The organism is Blastopirellula marina (assembly GCF_002967765.1).
GTDB classification, from domain to species: Bacteria; Planctomycetota; Planctomycetia; order Pirellulales; family Pirellulaceae; genus Bremerella; species Bremerella marina_A.
Genome location: NZ_PUHY01000015.1, coordinates 597,550 through 616,183, shown reverse-complemented (window position 1 = coordinate 616,183; position 18,634 = coordinate 597,550). Strand labels below are relative to the sequence as shown.

The window sequence follows — 18,634 nt, the reverse complement described above, 5'->3', positions numbered from 1 at the left end:
ATCTCCCCGCAAGGCAAGGACAAATGACGAGGTAGGATTTCAAAGATTGCCGATGGGAATCGAGCTATGCGATTCCCAATTCATGTTGCTGTTTCTTGCGTTGTAACGCGTAACGTTCAAATGCGGATTCATCTCGTTGACAAGATGCTGCCTGAAAGACCATGGCAAAACTGCGGCGATGGCGCGTCGCCGAGCGATTTACGTCCGCTCGATGAATCGTATCGCCGTGATGAATCAGCAAATCGCCAGGGCTGACACACGCGAGCACTTCTCGCTGTATCTCTTCTTCCGTATAGTCTGCAACTGCTTGCGAGAACCCTGATGTTTGCGTTGCGGCATGGTCACGAACACCAAAGCGATGCGAGCCAGGCTGGTACCTCAAACAACCATTCTCTTCGTCGATCTCATCCAAAGCCAACCACATGGTTAACACTTTGGGGGGTGCTAGACAAAAGTAGTAGTTATCCTGATGTGGAGGCGTAGGACTGGTACTACCTGGTGGCTTATTGAACCATTCTGCCCCGTGGCAGTGCACTGATTCGCCGAGCAAGCTTTCCGCAAGTTCCGTCCAACGCGATGAGCGTTGATACTCATCGAAGTATGCATCCAACTCCATCCGATGCATTTGCTTCAGCGAATCTGGATTGGCAGGTCGGCGTAAAACACATCGCTCGAAGGTCGTGATGGGACAACTTCGCGAATGTAACGGTATAGTTCGTTCTGCAGTGTCAGCAGTTCGTCTGCAGCGAGAAACTCGCGAACGATCACAAAGCCGTCACGATCGTAGACTTCATGAATTTCAGACCATTGATCAGACATGATCGTTCTCCCGTTACTCTCTGCCACATCTCAAACGGAAAAGCTACCTACTCGACACAAACGATTCGTTAAAACGCTTACTTTTGAAATTGAAAGGCGAAGATATCAGCGTCATCCAGGACAAACTTTAAACGAATCGGCTGGCCCGCCAACGAACTGACGTCGGTCCCCTTTTCTTTCCAGCGAACAACGCGATCGATGGCATTACCAATCGTGTCAGGAGCCTCGTCCAAGGTAAAGCCTGGTAGCGGATTCCCATCGGCATCTTGGATTTCGACTTTGACACTACCGGCCGCGGAAGTCGCGAAATTGATGGCCAGCTTGTCGCCAGTGAAGGTAAAAGGCTTCGTCGTGATCGAACCTTCTTCACCACGGGATTTCACCGAGGCAAATCCATCCAGTCGCATCGAATAACGATGAATATTGGACGATGGCTGACCGTATTCCTGATTGACATAGAGCGACATCTCGTCAGGACCTGTTTGAACCACGTTCAACACAGGATAGTTCGTTCGGGAAACCCAATTTCCTAATGCGAGTCCAGGACGAATGAAACCTTCGTCGAACATGCAGTCGTACTCACCACCACCACGCGAAGTCATTAATACGGCGTCGGCCGTGTCGTTGAAGTAACTGGCATGAACGCCAACTTCCTCAGCCTGTTCTGGGGTTAGTACACGTCGTCCAGGCATGAATCGCGCTGCCGTGGCCACATAGATATGAGGTGCACGGAAGTAAGGCTGTGTCTGATTCGTATAGAGGTGGTTACGTGGTGTTACTGAATCGGTGTTGCTGTAGCTCATGTAAACAGGATCAGTCCAGTTCACGAAATCCTTCGACGTGGTGCGAGCGATCGATCGTCGCCCATTGACGAAGTAGCGATAGTAGATCACGTAGCAATCTTCGGCTTCCGACCAGAATGCGATATTCTGCGAGTCGTAGGCGCCTTTGGGATCTTTGAAGATCGCTTCATCTTGAAGCTTGGTCCAATGAATGCCATCGGGCGAGACAAATCCATGCAGCTCTGTACGCTTTGTCCCGGCGATTGCTTTGAAACGCTGCTTAGGATCGGCGTTAGGACTGTCATCATAGAATGGACTGAAATTGTGCGAGAACGGAGCAAGCTGGGCCAGGATAATGTTGTTATCCTTCGAGCCATCGTATTCGTAGAGACCCAACTCAGGACGAGTCCAGTTGATTCCGTCCGTCGATTCCGCGTAACAAGTTGATTCAACGGTGGTACCGTCACTAAAAGCCTTGGGCATGCCGCGATAGTATAAGCGGTATTTTCCGTCGGCATGGATCATCGTGGCGTAGCCACAAAAGAGCCCTTCCCACGGCTGATCGAACTGAAAGACTTCGCCTTCATCGTGCGGTGGATGCAGGACGAACTCTGCCGACCCATCGATCGATTCGACAAGTGCCTTATCGACGAATAGCTCGCGACGACCGTTCAATTCGATGGGTTCTTCGGCAGACAAGGTCGTACCGACGGCGGCGACCATCATCGCGACGGATAGAACGGTTCTTGGTAAATATTTCATGCTGTAAAATCCCCAGGGAGTGCGAGAGGCTTGCCTTTTGCCCGACAATGCCTCCACAGTCGATTATTCGACGTCTAAAACTATTTCGTTGGTTTCGCCCGACTTGACTTCAACTTCGAGCGGAGTGGTTGCGATATCGTGATACTTGCGCGGTGTTTGTACAGGTGGATCAGGCTTACTGCCATCTAAATGCGGCTCGACGTGAATGACAACTTTATGCTTTCCGACAGTGGCTCCATCGAGACGATCATAAGTCGACAATTCAAACGAACCGTCAGGATTGATCATGCCGACACCCGGATTGCAGCTGGTATCATCCGGCACAAATCGGACAACACCCTCGTTGAGTGGCGATCCTTTTAGGTTGACGACTCCCTTGACGATTGCTGTCTCAGGTAAGCCATCTGGTCGACTTGAGCCGCATCCTGCAACGACCGCCGTAAGGGCGATCGTTGCGACGGCTGCGTACAAATGATGCTTGACCTTATCGTTCGTGAAACGCATCGTTTGACTTTCCTTGTATCTTCTGAAATGGTAAGCGGCTTTTCGAATTAATCGCCTAGTTGCTACTGAAACCGCCGACGGGCGTCCCATCTTGAGGGGCAACCAAGCCTTGGTAGACCGCCAGATTGATCGTTTCAGGAATGAAATGAACACTAGCATCCGCCATCAACGCATTCACGCCACCTGGGTGAAAGCTGCTGGCCGACAAGCCTTGCGTCCAACCATGCTGGGTAGCAGTTCGACGATTCGGGCCGCCATAAAATCGGAAAGGAAAGTTGGGCGAGTTCTGCGAAGAGATTTCACAGTGCCAAGATGCCCAGCCGGACCATGCATAGAACTCTGGAGAACTTTCGATGACATGGATTTCATTCGAAGTTCCATCCGTAATATCACGCATACGTAAGGCCTGTCCGCGACGACGATCGAACATGGAGGCAGGATAAGGAACGGTAGATAGCGACTGATCAAAGCCGATCCCAACGAGCCCCTTATAAGTTGTCACACCAACCGATTCACTTTGATCACAACCACCATGCGGGAAACACCAATTGCTCCACAGGTATTGATTACCTGCCTTGGTGAGCTCGCCGGTCGGATCGCTAGGGCAGACGTAGGCTGGCATCGGCGATCGAACAATCTGCATATTCGACATCGGAGTGCCGGTGGTATCCGTAAGAGGCAAGCTCCAATTGATTTGGTCGTGCATGGCTCCCTGCTCAAGGAAAGGTAGCAGCATACAACGCCAGCTGAATCCACTGAAGAATTCAGGCGATTGGTTGCCGCCACCACCGTTGTACCACCAAGGCGTTCGAGGAAACGTCTTGAAGGTGTCGTGGTAGTTGTGCAGTGCTAAACCAATCTGCTTCATGTTATTGACGCATTGAATACGTCGTGCCGCTTCGCGTGCTTGCTGCACGGCCGGAAGCAACAAAGATACAAGGACTCCAATAATGGCAATCACAACCAGCAGTTCGACAAGCGTAAACGCACGTCGTCGGGCGATTTGTCGGTCAGTTTCGACAAACATGGACTAGAACTCCTAAAAGGATACGTGAGTGGATAAGGCCAGTGCATGACAAGGGGCTTCACTCTTCTCTACGTTCCGGTCGTCTCTATTCCGCCTTCGTGAAGGGCACTTGGCTGCCTCTCAGTAATTCCGAGCGAGCTGGGCTGCTCGACTTCTACTGAAGCCAATCGCCTGACTGCCTGACCATGAAACTGGCGGGGCAACCAATGTGCATGTTGCAGCTGTGAGAGCTGCAGAAAGTCGTGTCGTGGATTTAATTGCGGCAGGCCGCTAAATCTCTGACATTTCAAAAAAGCATATCGATGGCCCAACTGGATTGCAATAAGTACGTACCTATTTTAGACAACTTTTTACTTTCTGTTCTCCAAACAATCACTTACTAACGCCCCAACAGAACTAACAATTAGCAATTTCAGCCGATATATCGTTGATTTATCCTAGGGACTGGCCTCTTAAGTCCATGAAAGACGATTGACGCGGCAAATTACACAGGTATGATGTTGTACGTACTACAAGGAAATACACCGAATGCCACATCACAGCTCAACACAACTCTCCGAATTCCCTAGCGGAGATGAAAATTCACACCAGCCGAAGTACGAACAACTCCGAGATTACGTCGTTGCACAGATCGAGTCTGGTGCCCTAAAGTCAGGCGCTGCACTACCTTCTGAGAATCGCTTGGCAGAGAATCTAAAAGTTGCCCGGAGCACGGTTCGTCAGGCTCTTGCCTCTCTTGAGAAGGATGGCCTGGTCCTTCGTGTGCATGGGAAAGGGACGTTTGTGCATGAAGAGGCGAAACAACGCCTGCGAAAGTCACAGGACTTGTTTGCACTTGTATTGCCAGAAACGGAAACGGCGTTTTATCCTTCCCTACAAAGAAGCTTTGAAAACGCCGCCGCGGAGTTGCACAATCAAGTGATTGTTTGCAACTCAAACAACGATATCGACAAACAGGCCAGTGCGATCCTGCAGTTGATCGACCTCCGTGTAGCCGGGGTCGCCATCGTTCCAACCACCAAGACCGCGACACCAGCCTTCCATATTCGCCAACTACAGAAGCACAACATCCCGGTCGTCTGCTGCTCTCGTCCGGTTCAAGGGGTTCAATCTCCGCTGTTATCCATTCCCTTCGAGGACATCGGAAAGCTGGCCGGAGAAGAAATTCGTAAAGCAGGCCACACGCACACGGCGTTTTTCGGTAGTTCGCAAAGCACGGCAACCGACTTGTATCTGCAAGGTTTTCGCCATGCCCTAGGCTCCGATGCCACGGTCGATGTATTCGTTGGTTCCGGCCCAGGTATCGATCATGAATCACTTTCCCAAGAATCGGATGCGGCATTGGATCGGCTTTTCCAGAAGCCAGAACCTCCAACCGCAATCTTCTGCGGGTTTGACTCCTTGGCAGAAACGGTCTACATGCAGCTAACACAGCGAGGAATCCGTGTCCCGCAGGATGTTTCGATCGTCGGCTTCGGCGGCGTTTTCCGAGGGGGTGGACTTTCGAGCCATCTGGCTTCTGTTGCCATCGACGAAGTCAGCCTCGGTGAACAGGCCATTGAGATCCTGGAACGTATGCGTCGTGGGCAAATCCCCTTAGACTCCGGCGAACATCGCCAGATTTCACTCTCGTTTAACTATGGCAGTACGCTCGCTCCTTGCGGCCGACCTGTCTAACGAAAGCACGATCGAAAGTAATCAAGTTGACAAAACGGTTGTTCTATTTTCTGATGTGCTTCGTCTCGCTCGTCGCTTTATCAACAATCCATGTGCGAGCAGCGGAAGATCCTCTGACTTCGGACACTGCCGCCAGATGCGAGCAGATTTTGATCGAGTCTTCGAAAGCCTCGGGAGAATGGACTAGCGTTCATGCGGCTGAGTATTTGATTCGCCTTGGAATGGCCGAGAAAACACTCGATACGTTTCGGGCTCAGGCCGATAATGCTTCGCCCCCGTTTCGGATTGGTGTTTGGCGGGTCCTGGCTCAAGCGGAAACACCCGCCGAACGACGCGAGAAGTATATTGAACGCATTCGTGATGTCTTGCTGGATGAACAGGCAATCGATCGACTTCACGCCCTCGAATCACTGGCCAAACTCGAAGCGCCGATTGAATACCGCTCGGAACTCGCCATCGTCCAAGAGATGAGCAACCCCAAAGACGCGGGCTGCAGTTTTGCTTTGTGGCGTCTTCATCAACAACGCCCTTCTGTGCAACAATTAGATGGACTCGTCAAGCAGTTAAGCTCGGAAGACTCGATCGCTCGCCTGCGGGCCGGTTTCGTTTTGAGCCAACTCGATAATGTACCCGACAAGGTCCAGACAATCGTCCAAACAGCGATGACGGACGAGCCTGTCGATTCGGTTGCATATCCATACGTGGCAAGTGCCGGCGGTTCGACCAGTCTGCATAAACTACTTAAGAGCAAAAACCCCAGTGACCAAACGCTTGCGATTCGTGAGCTTACCTTACGATCCGAAGCATTTGACTTTCCCCTGGGAGATGTCCTCGGGGAAACGCATCCCCTATCACTTCGTCAGGCAGCAGCCTTCGCACTGCTTAAACGTAGTCAATAGTTAACCCATTACAAGTGATCTCAATCACTTGCCCCATCCTGCCGTTTGATACGTGTGCCCCATTCGTTTTTTCACAACTTCCGCAAGCACTAACTCATCGAGTCGATCTCTACTGCATTTTCAAACATCGCTTACGCTCCACTACCTAGCCAGCGCAACCGTGTAAAATCAAAGCCAACGGCGTGCAGCATACCGCACCTTTCAATCGGATAACTCTCCATGCGACAGAGCAAAGTTCTCGCGAAGATACGCCAAGACATTCCTGCATTCGGCGTGTCGCTTCACCTCAACTCTCCAGACCTTTTCGAACTTGTCGGGTTGATGGGATTCGATTCCATCTGGATCGACCTCGAACATCATGCCACGAGCATGGAGAGTGCCGCGAATCTCATGCGTGGCGCACGTGTCGGTGGAGCGGACGTCGTCGCCCGACCTGCCAATCGAGAGTTCATGCGGATGGGTCGCATGCTCGAGATCGGGGCGTCAGGGATCATGTACCCGCGTTGTGCCAATGCTGAAGAGGCCGCCGAAGTGGTGCGCTGGGCCAAGTTTGCACCACTCGGGGAACGAGGCTGCGATGCAAGCGGAGCCGATGTGCCCTACTTGCTAACGCCACTGGCCGAATACCTAGAGAATGCGAATCGTGAAACCTTCTTGATTATCCAGATCGAAGACCCAAAATCTCTGGACAACGTCGAAGAAATCGCCTCTGTACCTGGCATCGACATGTTGATGCTCGGTCCGGGTGACTTCTCTATCCTCTCTGGTATCCCCGGGCAGTTTAATCATCCGCTAGTTCAAGACGCCCAGCAGCGGGTTATCGAAGCCGCAAAGGCGGCAGGCATCAACTGGGCAGCGACCTGCGGATCAGCTGCACAAGCGAAGCAGTATGTTGACCAAGGTGCACGGCTGATCTTCTACGGGTGCGACCTGGTGCTCGTCAAACAAGGCCTGGACAGGATTCAATTGGAACTGGCGGAATTCAATACTTTGGCGGGTCCGAAGTCCAAGGAACGCTCCAACGCGAAATACTATCAGGAGTCGCTCTAGTGCCTCAGCACGATCATCGTATTCTGATTGTCGGAGCCGGTTCGATTGGGCATCGCCATCTTCGCTGCTTCCGGCAAACAGGACGCTGTCAGGTGGCCTTCGTTGATCCACGAGAATCGATTCGCGAGGAACTCAGTCAACGATACGCTGACGTTCCAAGCTACGGTTCGCTCGACGAGGCACGCAACGCTTACTTTAACAGCGCGGTTATCGCCACTCCCGCGCCGTTGCACGTCCCACAATCGTTGCAGCTGCTGGAGGCAGGCCTACATCTCTTGATTGAGAAGCCTTTGTGCCTCAACCTAGAGGAAGCACGTCAACTGGAAGATTTCGCTAGTACGACTAACCAGACCGTCAATGTTGCTTACGTTTATCGAGCCAATCCATTGATTTCGCGAATGCGAGAAGCCATCCAGCATGGCTCTTATGGCAGGCCCGTAGAATTGATCGCTTATTGTGGCCAACATTTTCCGACCTATCGGCCTGCTTACCGTGATACCTATTATCGCGAACACGAATCGGGAGGAGGCGCTATTCAAGACGCCCTTACTCACGTGTTTAACGCCGCCCAGTGGTTAGTCGGCGACATGGAGAAGATCGTAGTCGATGCTGACCGTAAGATTCTGGATGGAGTCGAAGTCGAGGACACTGTGCATGCGATTGCCCGTCACGAGAACGGCATCATGGCAACTTACACCCTCAATCAGCATCAACCTGCAAACGAGCTGACAATCACCGTCGTCTGCGAAAAAGGCGTGGTTCGCCTCGAAAACCATAAACAACGGTGGCGTACGATGAGTACGCCCGATGGTCCCTGGACTGATCATCAACTTCCTCCCTTTGAAAGGGACGAGTTGTTCACACGCCAAGCCAATCTTTTTCTCGATGCCGTTGAAGGCAAGTCCCTTCCTTTATGTCCCTTGAATGAAGGAATTGCCACGTTGCAAGCGAACATTGCGGCGATATCGAGCTGGCGAGAAGCGACTTGGAAGTCGACCAATCTGTCGGAGGTTCGCGCGTAATGGATAGCCAGAATCCGTTTTCCCTTATTGGGCGAACGGTCCTTTTAACCGGTGCTTCCGGCTATTTGGGACAAGCTATGGCGCTGGGACTTGCTCAAGCTGGCGCCTCGGTGATCGTGAGTAGCCGCAACGCAAGCAAATCGCAATCATTGGCGGCGGAACTCCCGACACAAGGTGAGGCGAAACATTTCGGCGTACAGATCGATCACCTCGATCCCGACTCAATCGAAACTGGCTTCGCTTCGGCGATTGCCACTGCTGGCAAGATCGACAGCTTGGTTGCGAATGGTCACGAGCCGCTTGGCGCCGACTGGAAACGCGTCACAGCCGACCAATTCAACCGTCAGCTACAAAATGCGAGCGGTTATTTTTTGTTGGCTCGTCACGTCCGAAATCATGTTGTCGAGCGACAAGGTTCCGGAAGTGTCGTGATGCTCGGATCGATGTATGGCTTAGTCGGTTCTTACCCGGATGCCTATGAAGAAGCCGGCAACGCGAGCCCCGTCGCTTATCATGCCCTCAAAGGGGGCGTACTTCAAATGGTGCGACATTTGGCAGTTTACTGGGCGGAAGACAAGATTCGCGTGAATGCCCTCTCTCCCGGTCCTTTCCCTTCTCCTGCAGCACCGCAAGCCATGGTAGAAAAGCTGAAACAGAAAAGTCCTTTAAAACGCATGGGGCAGCCCAGCGAATTGATCGGACCGCTCGTCTTTCTGGCCAGCGAAGCATCGAGCTACGTTACCGGCCACAATCTGGTCGTCGATGGAGGTTGGACCGCATGGTAAACAAGTTCGAGAGAGCGCGAGACGCCGTCGTCTCAACTCCAAGTCTGGTCATCGATCTTCCTACCGTGGAAGCCAATCTGGCCCAACTGCATCAGTACGCCGAAAAAGCTAGTATCAAAGTCCGTCCACACACCAAAACGCATAAGTCCGTCCTCTTTGCCAAGCGTCAGCTCGCCTACGGATCCCGAGGTTTGACCGTCGCCAAAGTGGGCGAAGCCGAGGTCATGGCAACCGTCTCTGACGACATCTTGATTGCTTATCCGGCAATCGATCCTGATCGACGCCGCCGCATCGCTGAACTCGCCAAGACATCCTCCATTCATGTGGCAGTCGATTCGGCCTATGCGATTCATGTGCTGGGGGAAGCGGCTAGGAACGCACATTCCATGATCGGCATTTTGATCGATATCAATGTCGGTGCCGATCGCACAGGCGTGGCCGATGCCGAAGCTTCTCTGGAACTTGCCAAGCTCGTTGCCAAGAGCGAGTCGCTGAGACTCGATGGAATTTTTTTCTACCCTGGTCAAGTCTGGGCTCCCGCTGGCGAACAAGAGTCGCCACTGCACGCAATCGATGAAAAACTGGCTGCGGCGATTTCGTTGTGGCAAGAGAACGACCTGCCCTGCCCGATCGTTTCGGGAGGTTCAACACCCACGGCGTATCAATCGCACTGCATCAAATCGCAAACAGAAATCCGCCCTGGGACTTACATCTTTAACGATATGAATACGGTGCGAGCTGGCTTCTGCCAAGAAGAAGATTGTGCGGCCGCGATTATCTGTACCGTGGTTAGTACGGCGGTACCAGGGAAAGGAGTCGTCGACGCAGGTACCAAGACGTTGACCAGCGATCGAAACGTGCTTCACCCGCTTACAGGGCATGGGCATGTCATCGAATATCCCGCTGCCGTCATCACGCGACTCAGCGAAGAGCATGGCGAGATCGACTTCTCGGCCTGTCCCAATCGTCCCAACGTCGGCGATCGCATTTCGATAATTCCGAATCATATCTGCCCCTGCGTCAATCTTCAGAATGAAGTGATCCTGCACGACGCAGAACACAATCTCACGCCTTCCAAGGTCGACAGCAGAGGAATGCTTTCATGACGAGCAGCCAAACACAACTCGGTGGTGTCTTGCCGGTGTTCCAGACGCCGTATCAAGAAAACGGCGATATCGACTACCAAGTGCTGACCAAGGAACTCAACTGGCTGCTGGAAAGTGGCGTCGATGGCGTGGTGATGGCCATGGTATCGGAAGTGCTGCGATTGAGTTTTTCCGAACAACGAGAACTGGCCGGCAAGACGTGCGAGATCATCGATGGCCGCTGCCCGGTCGTGATCAGTGTTGGTGGCGAATCAACTCGAATCGCGATAGAGAATGCTAAGTATGCGGAATCGGTCGGCGCCGCCGCGGTCATGGCAATCCCTCCGGTTTCCATCGGAGCGATGGAAGAAGAGCTATTCGCCTATTACACCGGAATCATCAAGGCGATCGAAATTCCCGTGATCGTGCAAGATGCCAGCGGTTATGTAGGCAAGCCAATGTCGATTGCATTGCAAGCCGATTTGATGAACACGCATGGCGCCGAAAAGGTTCTCTTTAAACCTGAGGCGACGCCCATCGGGCCTCGTCTATCCGCCTTACGGGATGCGACCAATGGCAAAGCACGAATATTTGAAGGGACCGGCGGCATCGCTTTGGTCGATAGTTATCGACGTGGGATCGTCGGAACTATGCCAGGAGCCGATTTGATTCATGGAATTGTCGCACTCTACAAAGCGTTGAAAGAGGGCGACGAGGCCCGGACCTACGAACTTTCGATGCCCATTTCTGCGATCGTCGCAGCTCAACATAGCCTTGATGCCTTCCTAGCAATTGAAAAACACCTCCTGGTTCGCCAGCAAGTTTTCACCAATACGATCGTCCGTGGACCGGTTGGCTACAAGGTCGATCCAGAAACCCTTAGCGAAGTAGATCGCCTGTTTGACCGACTCACTGAAGTACTGCATCAATCATGATCATCGACGTCCATAGCCATTATTGGGAATACCCTAAGCACTTCGGCGATACCTTCCGCGAGCAAGCTCAGCGAGCACGTAGCGGAGTGGAAGTCGATTTGACCGTTCGCTTCCAAGATTACTGCGACACTGCCCCTCATGATATCCGAACAATCGTTTTCGGAGGCAAAGCTCGCTTGAGCGGCCTTTGGGTCGAGGACGATATCATCGCGAATTATGTTGCCGCGCACCCTGACACGTTGATAGGCTTCTTAGCGATTGATCCTACCCAACCTAACTGGATGAGCGAACTGGAATATGGTCATCAGGAACTAGGCCTGCGTGGCGTCAAATTAATGTCCATGTACGCTGGCTTCCGTCCCGATGCCCCCGACATGGATCCCTTCTGGGAATACACCCAGAAACATGGATTGCCTGTGCTGCTGCACACTGGCACGACCTTCATTTCTCAGGCTCCGCTGGAATACACCTTACCGCGGCATCTCGATCCGGTCGCAATTCGCTTTCCAGAACAGCGCATGATCCTAGCTCATCTGGGACATCCATATGAAGGGGAATGTGTTGCGGTGATTCGTAAACACCCTCACGTGTACGCAGATGTTTCGGCGCTTCATTATCGCCCGTTTCAGTTATACCAATCGCTGATGCTGGTTCAGGAATATGGTGTCTGGGACAAAGTTCTCTTCGGTACGGATTACCCCTTCACTACGGTCAACGATTCGATCGCAGGCTTACGGCGACTCAACAGCCAGGTCGCCGGCACACCTCTTCCTCATTTGAACGAGGCCAAGATCGAAGAAATGATCTATCGAGATAGCCTCCCATTATTGAATCTTGGCTAGGATCACGTTCGCATGCAATTTGAAACGGTTGGTATCGTCGGCCTCGGTTTGATGGGCCGTGGGATCGCCACGGTTTTGTTGGCTCACAATATCCGTGTCGTAGCTATCGATCCCAATGTAGAAAGCCACAGCTACACCGAGAAACACATTGAAATCTCACTACCGGATCTTCCCGAGGCGGCGAACATCACCTGGCGAGACCGCTTCATCGCTTCCACCAATTTTGCTGAATTGGTCGATTGCCAATTCGTTATCGAAAGCATTCCGGAAGAGCCAGAGCTTAAGCAACAAGTCCTGGGACAGATCGAAGCTGCCGTGGCCGCAAACGTGCCGATAGCAACCAACACATCCGCCCTACCGATATCACTGCTACAATCAGCTTGCCAACAACCGGAACGCGTCATTGGCATGCATTGGGGCGAGCCCTGTCATCTAACCCGATTCCTTGAAATCATCCGTGGCCAGCAAACCGACGATACGACAACTGCGGCTACGATAAGCGTGGGAACTCAGGTCGGCAAAGATCCAACCGTTGTCAAGAAAGATGTTCCTGGGTTTATCGTCAACCGCTTAGCCTATGCAATGTATCGTGAAGCGTTTTGGCTGGTAGAAAATGATGTCGCGGACGTCGAAACGATCGATCGTGCGTTCACGAACGCAATTTCGATTTGGGCCGATATCGCTGGGCCGTTTCGCTGGATGGATATGACTGGCTTGGCGGCTTACGGTCAAGCGATGAAGCGACTATTTCCCGAACTGAGTTGCGAAAAGTCTGTCCCGAAAATGATGCAGCAGTTGGTCGATTCCGGAGCTCAAGGAACCGCTAATTGCCGCGGTTTTTATAATTACACGCCGGAAGAAGCCGATCAATGGCGAGCCCGCTGGGTAGCAAACACCAAGCGGACACGCGAATTGGCCGACCTCAATTATCCCTCTGCTAAGGACCCTGCATGAAACCGATCATCGACGCTCACCTTGACCTCGCTTGGAACGCGTTGCATTGGAATCGTGATCTTACCAAACCGCTGGAAGAAGTCCGGCAATACGAGTCCTCGATGCAAGACCACGCCGCGCGAGGCCGAGCAACCGTTACAATTCCCGAGCTTCGCAAAGCAGGTGTCCGCGTCTGCTTGGGAACCGTCTTGGTGCGATCCAAACCCGAAGTCGTGCCTGCCGAAGGTTTCTCCCGACGTGATCTCGACTTTCAAAATCAAACTATCGCACACTGTGTCGGTCGGGGTCAGGCCGTCTATTATCACACGCTCGAAGAACTCGGCGAAATTCAGCTGATCCGCACATCAGCCGACCTGAAGCAACATTCCCAAGTCTGGTTGGACGATTCAATTCCGCCACTGGGCGTGATCATGGCGATGGAGGGAGCCGATCCGATTCGCACACCCCAGCAAGCCCAACTGTGGTGGGATCTTGGACTTCGATGCGTCTCACTTTCCCATTATCGCCAGGGCCCTTACGCTCCTGGTACTGGCTCCAGCGGTCCGTTAACCGATGCCGGTCGTGAACTTCTTCGCGAGTTCACGAGACTAGGGATGATTGTCGACTTAACGCACTGCAGTGAACCAGCATTCTTCGAGGTGCTTGAGCGATTCGCTGGGCCAGTAATCGCCAGCCATAACATGTGTCGCGACTTAACCCCAGGCGATCGTCAATTTTCCAACGAACAAATCGATGCATTGGTTGCTCGTGGCGCGGTGATTGGCATGGCCTTCGACGCTTGGATGCTAAAACCAGGCTGGCAGATCGGAACAAGCGATCCGACCGACGTTCCGATCGAAGTCGCGGCCAATCACATCGATCATATCTGCCAACGGGCCGGCAACTGCCAACATGTTGGCATTGGCAGTGATCTTGATGGTGGTTTCGGGACCGAACAAACACCTCGCGAACTGCAATCGATTGCCGACCTGCAGTTACTTGTCGAGATTTTATCTCGTCGCGGCTACAGCGATACGGATATCGATGCCATCTTCTACGGCAACTACCTCCGTTTCTTTCTCGAGCACCTTCCTGCCGAGTAACCACTCGGCATCGGGTTCTAGTGACGGAAATAGTTTCGCAACGCATCGATAATCGCCGCGACGACAATAACCGATCCGGTGATTATCTGCTTCAGTTCATCGGGCACGCCCATATGTGCCAGACCAGACTGCAAGATGGCGATAATAAGCACGCCGATGAACGAGCGAATGACACTTCCTCGCCCTCCCATCAAGCTGGTTCCCCCGATTACGCATGCCGCGATCGCGGAAAGTTCGAGGCCGATCGCAGCATTAGGATCTACGCTCGAGAGACGTGACGCTTGCGTCAGCCCACCGAGGCCGCACAAGAGCCCGCTAATCACAAATACGGTGATTGTGTAAGGTTCGGTACGAATGCCGGACATTTTCACGGCCTCTTGATTCGTACCGATCGCAATGCAGTATCGCCCGAAAACGGTTCGCGATAGTAAGAACTGCCCGGTCAATACCGCTGCGAGCGCTAACAGAAAAGCGATCGATAGTTGGAGATGCGGAAGTGGTTCGCCGATACCCTCCACGGCTGAACCGATATATTTCGTTTGTGAATCGGTCACCACTTTGGTCAAGCCGCGGGCAATCTCCATCATGCCTAACGTCACAATAAATGACGGTATCGCGAAGCCAACCGAGATCGAACCGTTGACCAATCCACATAGGGCGCCACTGAGCAAGCAGACCGGTATCGCCGCCCACAACGACCAACCGGCGTCGACCATCAGCGTACCTAGGACCGCGGACGATAAAGCCAAGATCGCTCCGACCGACAAGTCGATTCCGCCGATCACTAATACAAACGTCATTCCGACGGCGACTAAAGTGAGCTCGGGAATTCCATTGGCGATCGTGGTGAACGTTGATTGCTGTAAGAAGTTATCGCTGTGCCAACTAAAAACAGCCACCATTGCGATAAGCACAGCGATCAATCCACCGTACTGAAACGCGAGATCTTTGAGGTACCGCTGGTTCACGTTTCAGCCCTCCGATCGAGGTAACCTGAAAACGCTGCTTGCATGATAGCGTCGTGCGACATTTCCTGACGGGCAAATGTCTTAACGAGCTTACCGTTTGACATCACAGCAATCCGATCACAAGTCTCCAATAGTTCCTCCAGGTCGCTACTGACCATGACCACCCCCTTGCCTTCTGCCGCCAGCGTGTCGACAAGGCGGTAAATCCGACGACGGGCTGGCACATCGATCCCACGGGTTGGTTCATCCAGCAAGAATACGTCTGCCCCCGTTGCTAACCAACGCGCGATGACAACCTTCTGTTGGTTGCCCCCACTCAGAGTACTCGTGTGCTGCTCGATCGATTCGCAGCGAATCTCCATCGATTGACGGTGCTGCTCGGTCGAGGCAACTTCGGCACCTGAACGAATGATTCCCCAGCGATGGAAACACTTCCCTAACGCCGCCAACGTACTATTCATCCGAATCGACTGCGATAAGAGCAAACCGTTCTTCTTTCGGTCTTCGGTGACCATGGCGACTCCCGCGGCGACCGCTTCGCTTGGATGGCGGAAGCGACGAGGCACATCACTTGCTCCAATTCGAATGTCGCCTGAGGTCGCGATGTCGGCACCAAAAATCAGGCGAAGCAACTCGGATCGACCGGCACCGACCAGCCCCGTGATTCCCAGAATCTCGCCCCGACTAACTTCGAACGAAACATCCTGTACGATTCCACCAGTAAGCCCTGACACTTGTAACGCAATCGCTTTCAACGCAGCTTTCTCTCCGTGCGTTGAACTGGCAGGTGGATTGTGGTGTGTCGCCAAGTGCACATCTCCCGTCATCAGCTCAACCATCTGATCTGTACTCAGGTTTGCCGCTTCGTACGTTCCGACATAACCGCCATCACGCAGAACGGTAACGCGATCGGAAAGTCGCGAAACTTCGTCCAATCGATGGCTGATATAGATGATTCCGACACCTTGGAAACGCAACTTGTTCAGCCATTGAAATAACGACTCCGCTTCGGCATTGCTAAGGGCGGCGGTCGGTTCGTCCAGGATGAGTAAGCGACATTTGCGATCGAGTGCTGCGGCAATCTCAATCATTTGCTGCTGCCCGACTCCCAGCGTTTCGACGATTGCATCGGTCGCGATTCCTGACAGTTCCAGCCGGTCGAGGGCCGCCTGGGCGTGTCGATGAAGTTCGTGATAGTTAATCACGCCAGCGGTAGATGGCAATCGTGTCAGCAACAGGTTCTCGGCGACGGTCAGCGTCGGGATGAGGTTAAACTCTTGCTGAACGATCTCAACACCAGCGACTTCCGCGTCTCGTTTGTTTTTCGGCTCGTATGACTGCCCAGCAAGCTTCATCTGCCCAGTCGTTCGATTAACGAGGCCGGCGATAATGCGAACCATCGTGCTCTTACCGGCGCCGTTACCTCCGAGCAGCGTATGAATTTCGCCCGCGCGTACTTCAAGCTGACAATCCCGTAGCACCGTCTGCTCACCATAACGTTTAGTGAGGCCGGTAACTTCTAATAGCGGTGTGTCGATCGCTATCATTTCGCCAGAGTCTCTTGCGTAATTAAGTCGACCGGCGTCTCGACATCTTCAACGACAGCATCCTTGTCCTCCAGCAATTTCAAGGCATTCTGGATTCCGAAGACGGCCAATTGATCGCCATGCTGGTCAGCCGTTGCTAAGATCTTGCCCTCTTGAATCGCCTGTTGGACGGCTGAGATGTTATCGAAGCCAACGACTAGTACGTCGCCACTCTTCCCAGCAGCTTTAACCGCGGCAACTGCCCCCAAGGCCATACTATCGTTGGCGGCGAGGATGGCTTTCGTGTTGGGGTGCTCGCTGAGCATGGAAGCTGCAATCGTATTCGCTTTGCTCATTTCCCACTCAGCCGATTGATGATCGCCAATCTTGATATTCGCTTCTTTCATTGCCTCTTGGAATCCGGCGAACCGCTGCTGCCCGTTGAATGAGGTCCGAATCCCCTCCAGAATGCAAACTTCGTCCCCTGACTTGAGCTTGCCTGCGAGGTAAGCACCCACTTTCTTGGCACCTGCCTTGTTGTCGGGACCGACAAAGGGAATTGCGACTTCTTCGGCTTTCAGTACGTCGGAATCGAGTCGATTATCAATGTTAACCACGACAATGCCCGTTTTTTTGGCGCGACGAAGGACAGGAACCAAAGCCTTCGAATCGGCCGGTGCAATCACAATGGCATCGACATTGGCAGCGATCATTTCTTCCACCAACGAGACTTGCCGTCCTAAGTCACGTTCGTCTTTGATACCGTTGACCACCAGATCGAACTGTTCGGCATTTTCCGCTTGATACTGCTCCGCTCCATCGGCCATCGTCGAGAAGAACTCGTTGGCCAGCGATTTCATGATCAGGGCAATCTTTGGCTTGCCAGATTGATTCTTGCCACCTGTCCCTTGCTTCGCGGATTGTTCGCCAGAACATCCGCCTAAAAGGCACAGCAATGTAATTAGCAATAGATTCTTCATGATTGGGTATTCCAGAGGTGTTCGATATCGGAACGAGAACCGATGCTGGGTTGGGCGCCCAGTCGGGAAGAAGCAATCGCGCCGGCCGCATTCCCAAATCGCACGGCATCTTCGACGGTTGCTCCTTCGGCCCACCAAACCGCCAGCGCACCAGCAAAGGCATCGCCGGCTGCCGTCGTATCGACGACGTCGGTTGGGAAGGGAGGAATCAGGCGTCCACCACGTTCGTCAAGCAGATAGGCGCCTTGCTCGCCAAGGGTAATCACCACATGCTTCGCGCCCCGCTGGTGCAATGCTCGTGCAGCTGCTTCGATTTGCTCGGGCGTCTCGATCGATCGCCCTGTTAGCTGTTCTGCTTCACGTTCATTGGGGCAGATCAAATCAACTTGTAAGAGTTCGTCGGCCAACCCGTCAGGAATGGGTGCTGGGTCGAGAATAACACGCTTACCAGTCTCGCGCGCGATCTCGATCGTGCGATGCACGGTAGCCAGCGGCACTTCAAGTTGCAGTAACACGACATCGGACGTTTCAATCACCGCCCGAAGCCTGTCGATGTCCTCAGGAAGCAACTGACCGTTGGCTCCCGCTACCGTGACAATCGTGTTCTGGCCACTTTTTTCCACGATGATCAGCGCCAAACCACTTTCGCACTGATTGGTTCGAATGACCGATTCGCAATCAACACGATGTTTGACCAATCCTTGAATCAGACGATCGCCAAACCCGTCGTCTCCGACACGACCGATCATCTTCACCTGGGCACCTGCTTGGGCCGCAGATACGGCCTGATTTGCGCCTTTGCCACCTGGTACTTCGTTGAACGAGCCGGCCGCAATCGTTTCGCCCGGCTTAGGAAACTGAGCACAAGTCAGCACCAGGTCCATGTTGATCGATCCCACCACGACGACGCGAGGCGGGTTAGCAGAACTGGGCAT

Annotated in this window: 19 protein-coding genes; 10 read left to right on the top strand and 9 right to left on the bottom strand. The window is 53.1% G+C overall.

Annotated features, from left to right (window positions below; genetic code table 11):
• Positions 1 to 64 precede the first annotated feature (64 nt).
• From C5Y83_RS27055 to C5Y83_RS27035, 5 genes are all read right to left on the bottom strand, one after another.
• Entirely contained in the window at positions 65 to 616 is a 552-nt protein-coding gene (locus tag C5Y83_RS27055) for a phytanoyl-CoA dioxygenase family protein (RefSeq protein ID WP_158262540.1), read from the bottom strand.
• 14 nt (positions 617 to 630) lie between these two features.
• Entirely contained in the window at positions 631 to 819 is a 189-nt protein-coding gene (locus C5Y83_RS27050) for a hypothetical protein (protein ID WP_105332901.1), read from the bottom strand.
• Between the two features lie 77 nt (positions 820 to 896).
• Positions 897 to 2,363: a hypothetical protein gene (locus C5Y83_RS27045; RefSeq protein ID WP_233207371.1), complete on the bottom strand. Its 1,467-nt coding sequence runs from the start codon at positions 2,361 to 2,363 to the stop codon at positions 897 to 899.
• Between the two features lie 63 nt (positions 2,364 to 2,426).
• Positions 2,427 to 2,867, bottom strand: a complete 441-nt coding sequence (locus tag C5Y83_RS27040; protein WP_105332900.1) for a hypothetical protein — start codon at positions 2,865 to 2,867, stop codon at positions 2,427 to 2,429.
• A 55-nt stretch (positions 2,868 to 2,922) separates the two neighbouring features.
• The gene (locus tag C5Y83_RS27035) at positions 2,923 to 3,894 is read right to left on the bottom strand and encodes a DUF1559 domain-containing protein (RefSeq protein WP_105333081.1); all 972 of its coding nucleotides are present in this window, start codon (positions 3,892 to 3,894) and stop codon (positions 2,923 to 2,925) included.
• A 528-nt stretch (positions 3,895 to 4,422) separates the two neighbouring features.
• Between C5Y83_RS27035 and C5Y83_RS27030 the strand changes: the two genes are divergently transcribed.
• From C5Y83_RS27030 to C5Y83_RS26985, 10 genes are all read left to right on the top strand, one after another.
• On the top strand, positions 4,423 to 5,571 hold the full coding sequence (locus C5Y83_RS27030; protein ID WP_105332899.1) for a GntR family transcriptional regulator: 1,149 nt from the start codon (positions 4,423 to 4,425) through the stop codon (positions 5,569 to 5,571).
• A 26-nt stretch (positions 5,572 to 5,597) separates the two neighbouring features.
• On the top strand, positions 5,598 to 6,470 hold the full coding sequence (locus C5Y83_RS27025) for a hypothetical protein (RefSeq protein WP_146117941.1): 873 nt from the start codon (positions 5,598 to 5,600) through the stop codon (positions 6,468 to 6,470).
• A gap of 219 nt (positions 6,471 to 6,689) precedes the next feature.
• Positions 6,690 to 7,520 (top strand): HpcH/HpaI aldolase family protein, encoded by an 831-nt coding sequence (locus tag C5Y83_RS27020; protein ID WP_105332897.1) that lies wholly within the window; start codon positions 6,690 to 6,692, stop codon positions 7,518 to 7,520.
• Positions 7,520 to 8,542 (top strand): Gfo/Idh/MocA family protein, encoded by a 1,023-nt coding sequence (locus C5Y83_RS27015; RefSeq protein ID WP_158262539.1) that lies wholly within the window; start codon positions 7,520 to 7,522, stop codon positions 8,540 to 8,542. The genes C5Y83_RS27020 and C5Y83_RS27015 overlap by 1 nt, the downstream gene beginning before the upstream one ends.
• Positions 8,542 to 9,327 carry an SDR family NAD(P)-dependent oxidoreductase gene (locus tag C5Y83_RS27010; RefSeq protein ID WP_105332895.1) on the top strand — a complete coding sequence of 262 codons (786 nt, stop codon included), beginning with the start codon at positions 8,542 to 8,544 and terminating at the stop codon, positions 9,325 to 9,327. Before C5Y83_RS27015 ends, C5Y83_RS27010 begins: the two co-directional genes overlap by 1 nt.
• The gene (locus tag C5Y83_RS27005; protein WP_105332894.1) at positions 9,321 to 10,433 is read left to right on the top strand and encodes an alanine racemase; all 1,113 of its coding nucleotides are present in this window, start codon (positions 9,321 to 9,323) and stop codon (positions 10,431 to 10,433) included. The genes C5Y83_RS27010 and C5Y83_RS27005 overlap by 7 nt, the downstream gene beginning before the upstream one ends.
• Positions 10,430 to 11,347: a dihydrodipicolinate synthase family protein gene (locus C5Y83_RS27000; protein WP_105332893.1), complete on the top strand. Its 918-nt coding sequence runs from the start codon at positions 10,430 to 10,432 to the stop codon at positions 11,345 to 11,347. The genes C5Y83_RS27005 and C5Y83_RS27000 overlap by 4 nt, the downstream gene beginning before the upstream one ends.
• Positions 11,344 to 12,189, top strand: coding sequence for an amidohydrolase family protein (locus C5Y83_RS26995; RefSeq protein ID WP_105332892.1), 846 nt, complete (start codon positions 11,344 to 11,346; stop codon positions 12,187 to 12,189). Before C5Y83_RS27000 ends, C5Y83_RS26995 begins: the two co-directional genes overlap by 4 nt.
• 12 nt (positions 12,190 to 12,201) lie before the next feature.
• Positions 12,202 to 13,143, top strand: coding sequence for a 3-hydroxyacyl-CoA dehydrogenase family protein (locus C5Y83_RS26990; RefSeq protein ID WP_105332891.1), 942 nt, complete (start codon positions 12,202 to 12,204; stop codon positions 13,141 to 13,143).
• Positions 13,140 to 14,225 (top strand): dipeptidase, encoded by a 1,086-nt coding sequence (locus C5Y83_RS26985; RefSeq protein WP_105332890.1) that lies wholly within the window; start codon positions 13,140 to 13,142, stop codon positions 14,223 to 14,225. The genes C5Y83_RS26990 and C5Y83_RS26985 overlap by 4 nt, the downstream gene beginning before the upstream one ends.
• Before the next feature lie 17 nt (positions 14,226 to 14,242).
• Here C5Y83_RS26985 and C5Y83_RS26980 read toward each other — a convergent pair whose 3' ends face one another.
• The 4 genes from C5Y83_RS26980 to rbsK are packed head-to-tail and all read right to left on the bottom strand — an operon-like array spanning position 14,243 to position 18,634.
• Positions 14,243 to 15,193 (bottom strand): ABC transporter permease, encoded by a 951-nt coding sequence (locus C5Y83_RS26980; RefSeq protein WP_233207370.1) that lies wholly within the window; start codon positions 15,191 to 15,193, stop codon positions 14,243 to 14,245.
• Complete coding sequence (locus tag C5Y83_RS26975) at positions 15,190 to 16,740, bottom strand: sugar ABC transporter ATP-binding protein (RefSeq protein WP_105332889.1); 1,551 nt, start codon at positions 16,738 to 16,740, stop codon at positions 15,190 to 15,192. Before C5Y83_RS26975 ends, C5Y83_RS26980 begins: the two co-directional genes overlap by 4 nt.
• Complete coding sequence (locus tag C5Y83_RS26970) at positions 16,737 to 17,699, bottom strand: sugar ABC transporter substrate-binding protein (RefSeq protein ID WP_105332888.1); 963 nt, start codon at positions 17,697 to 17,699, stop codon at positions 16,737 to 16,739. The genes C5Y83_RS26975 and C5Y83_RS26970 overlap by 4 nt, the downstream gene beginning before the upstream one ends.
• A complete protein-coding gene (rbsK, locus tag C5Y83_RS26965) occupies positions 17,696 to 18,634 on the bottom strand; it encodes a ribokinase (protein ID WP_233207369.1) in 939 nt (312 codons plus the stop codon). The genes C5Y83_RS26970 and rbsK overlap by 4 nt, the downstream gene beginning before the upstream one ends.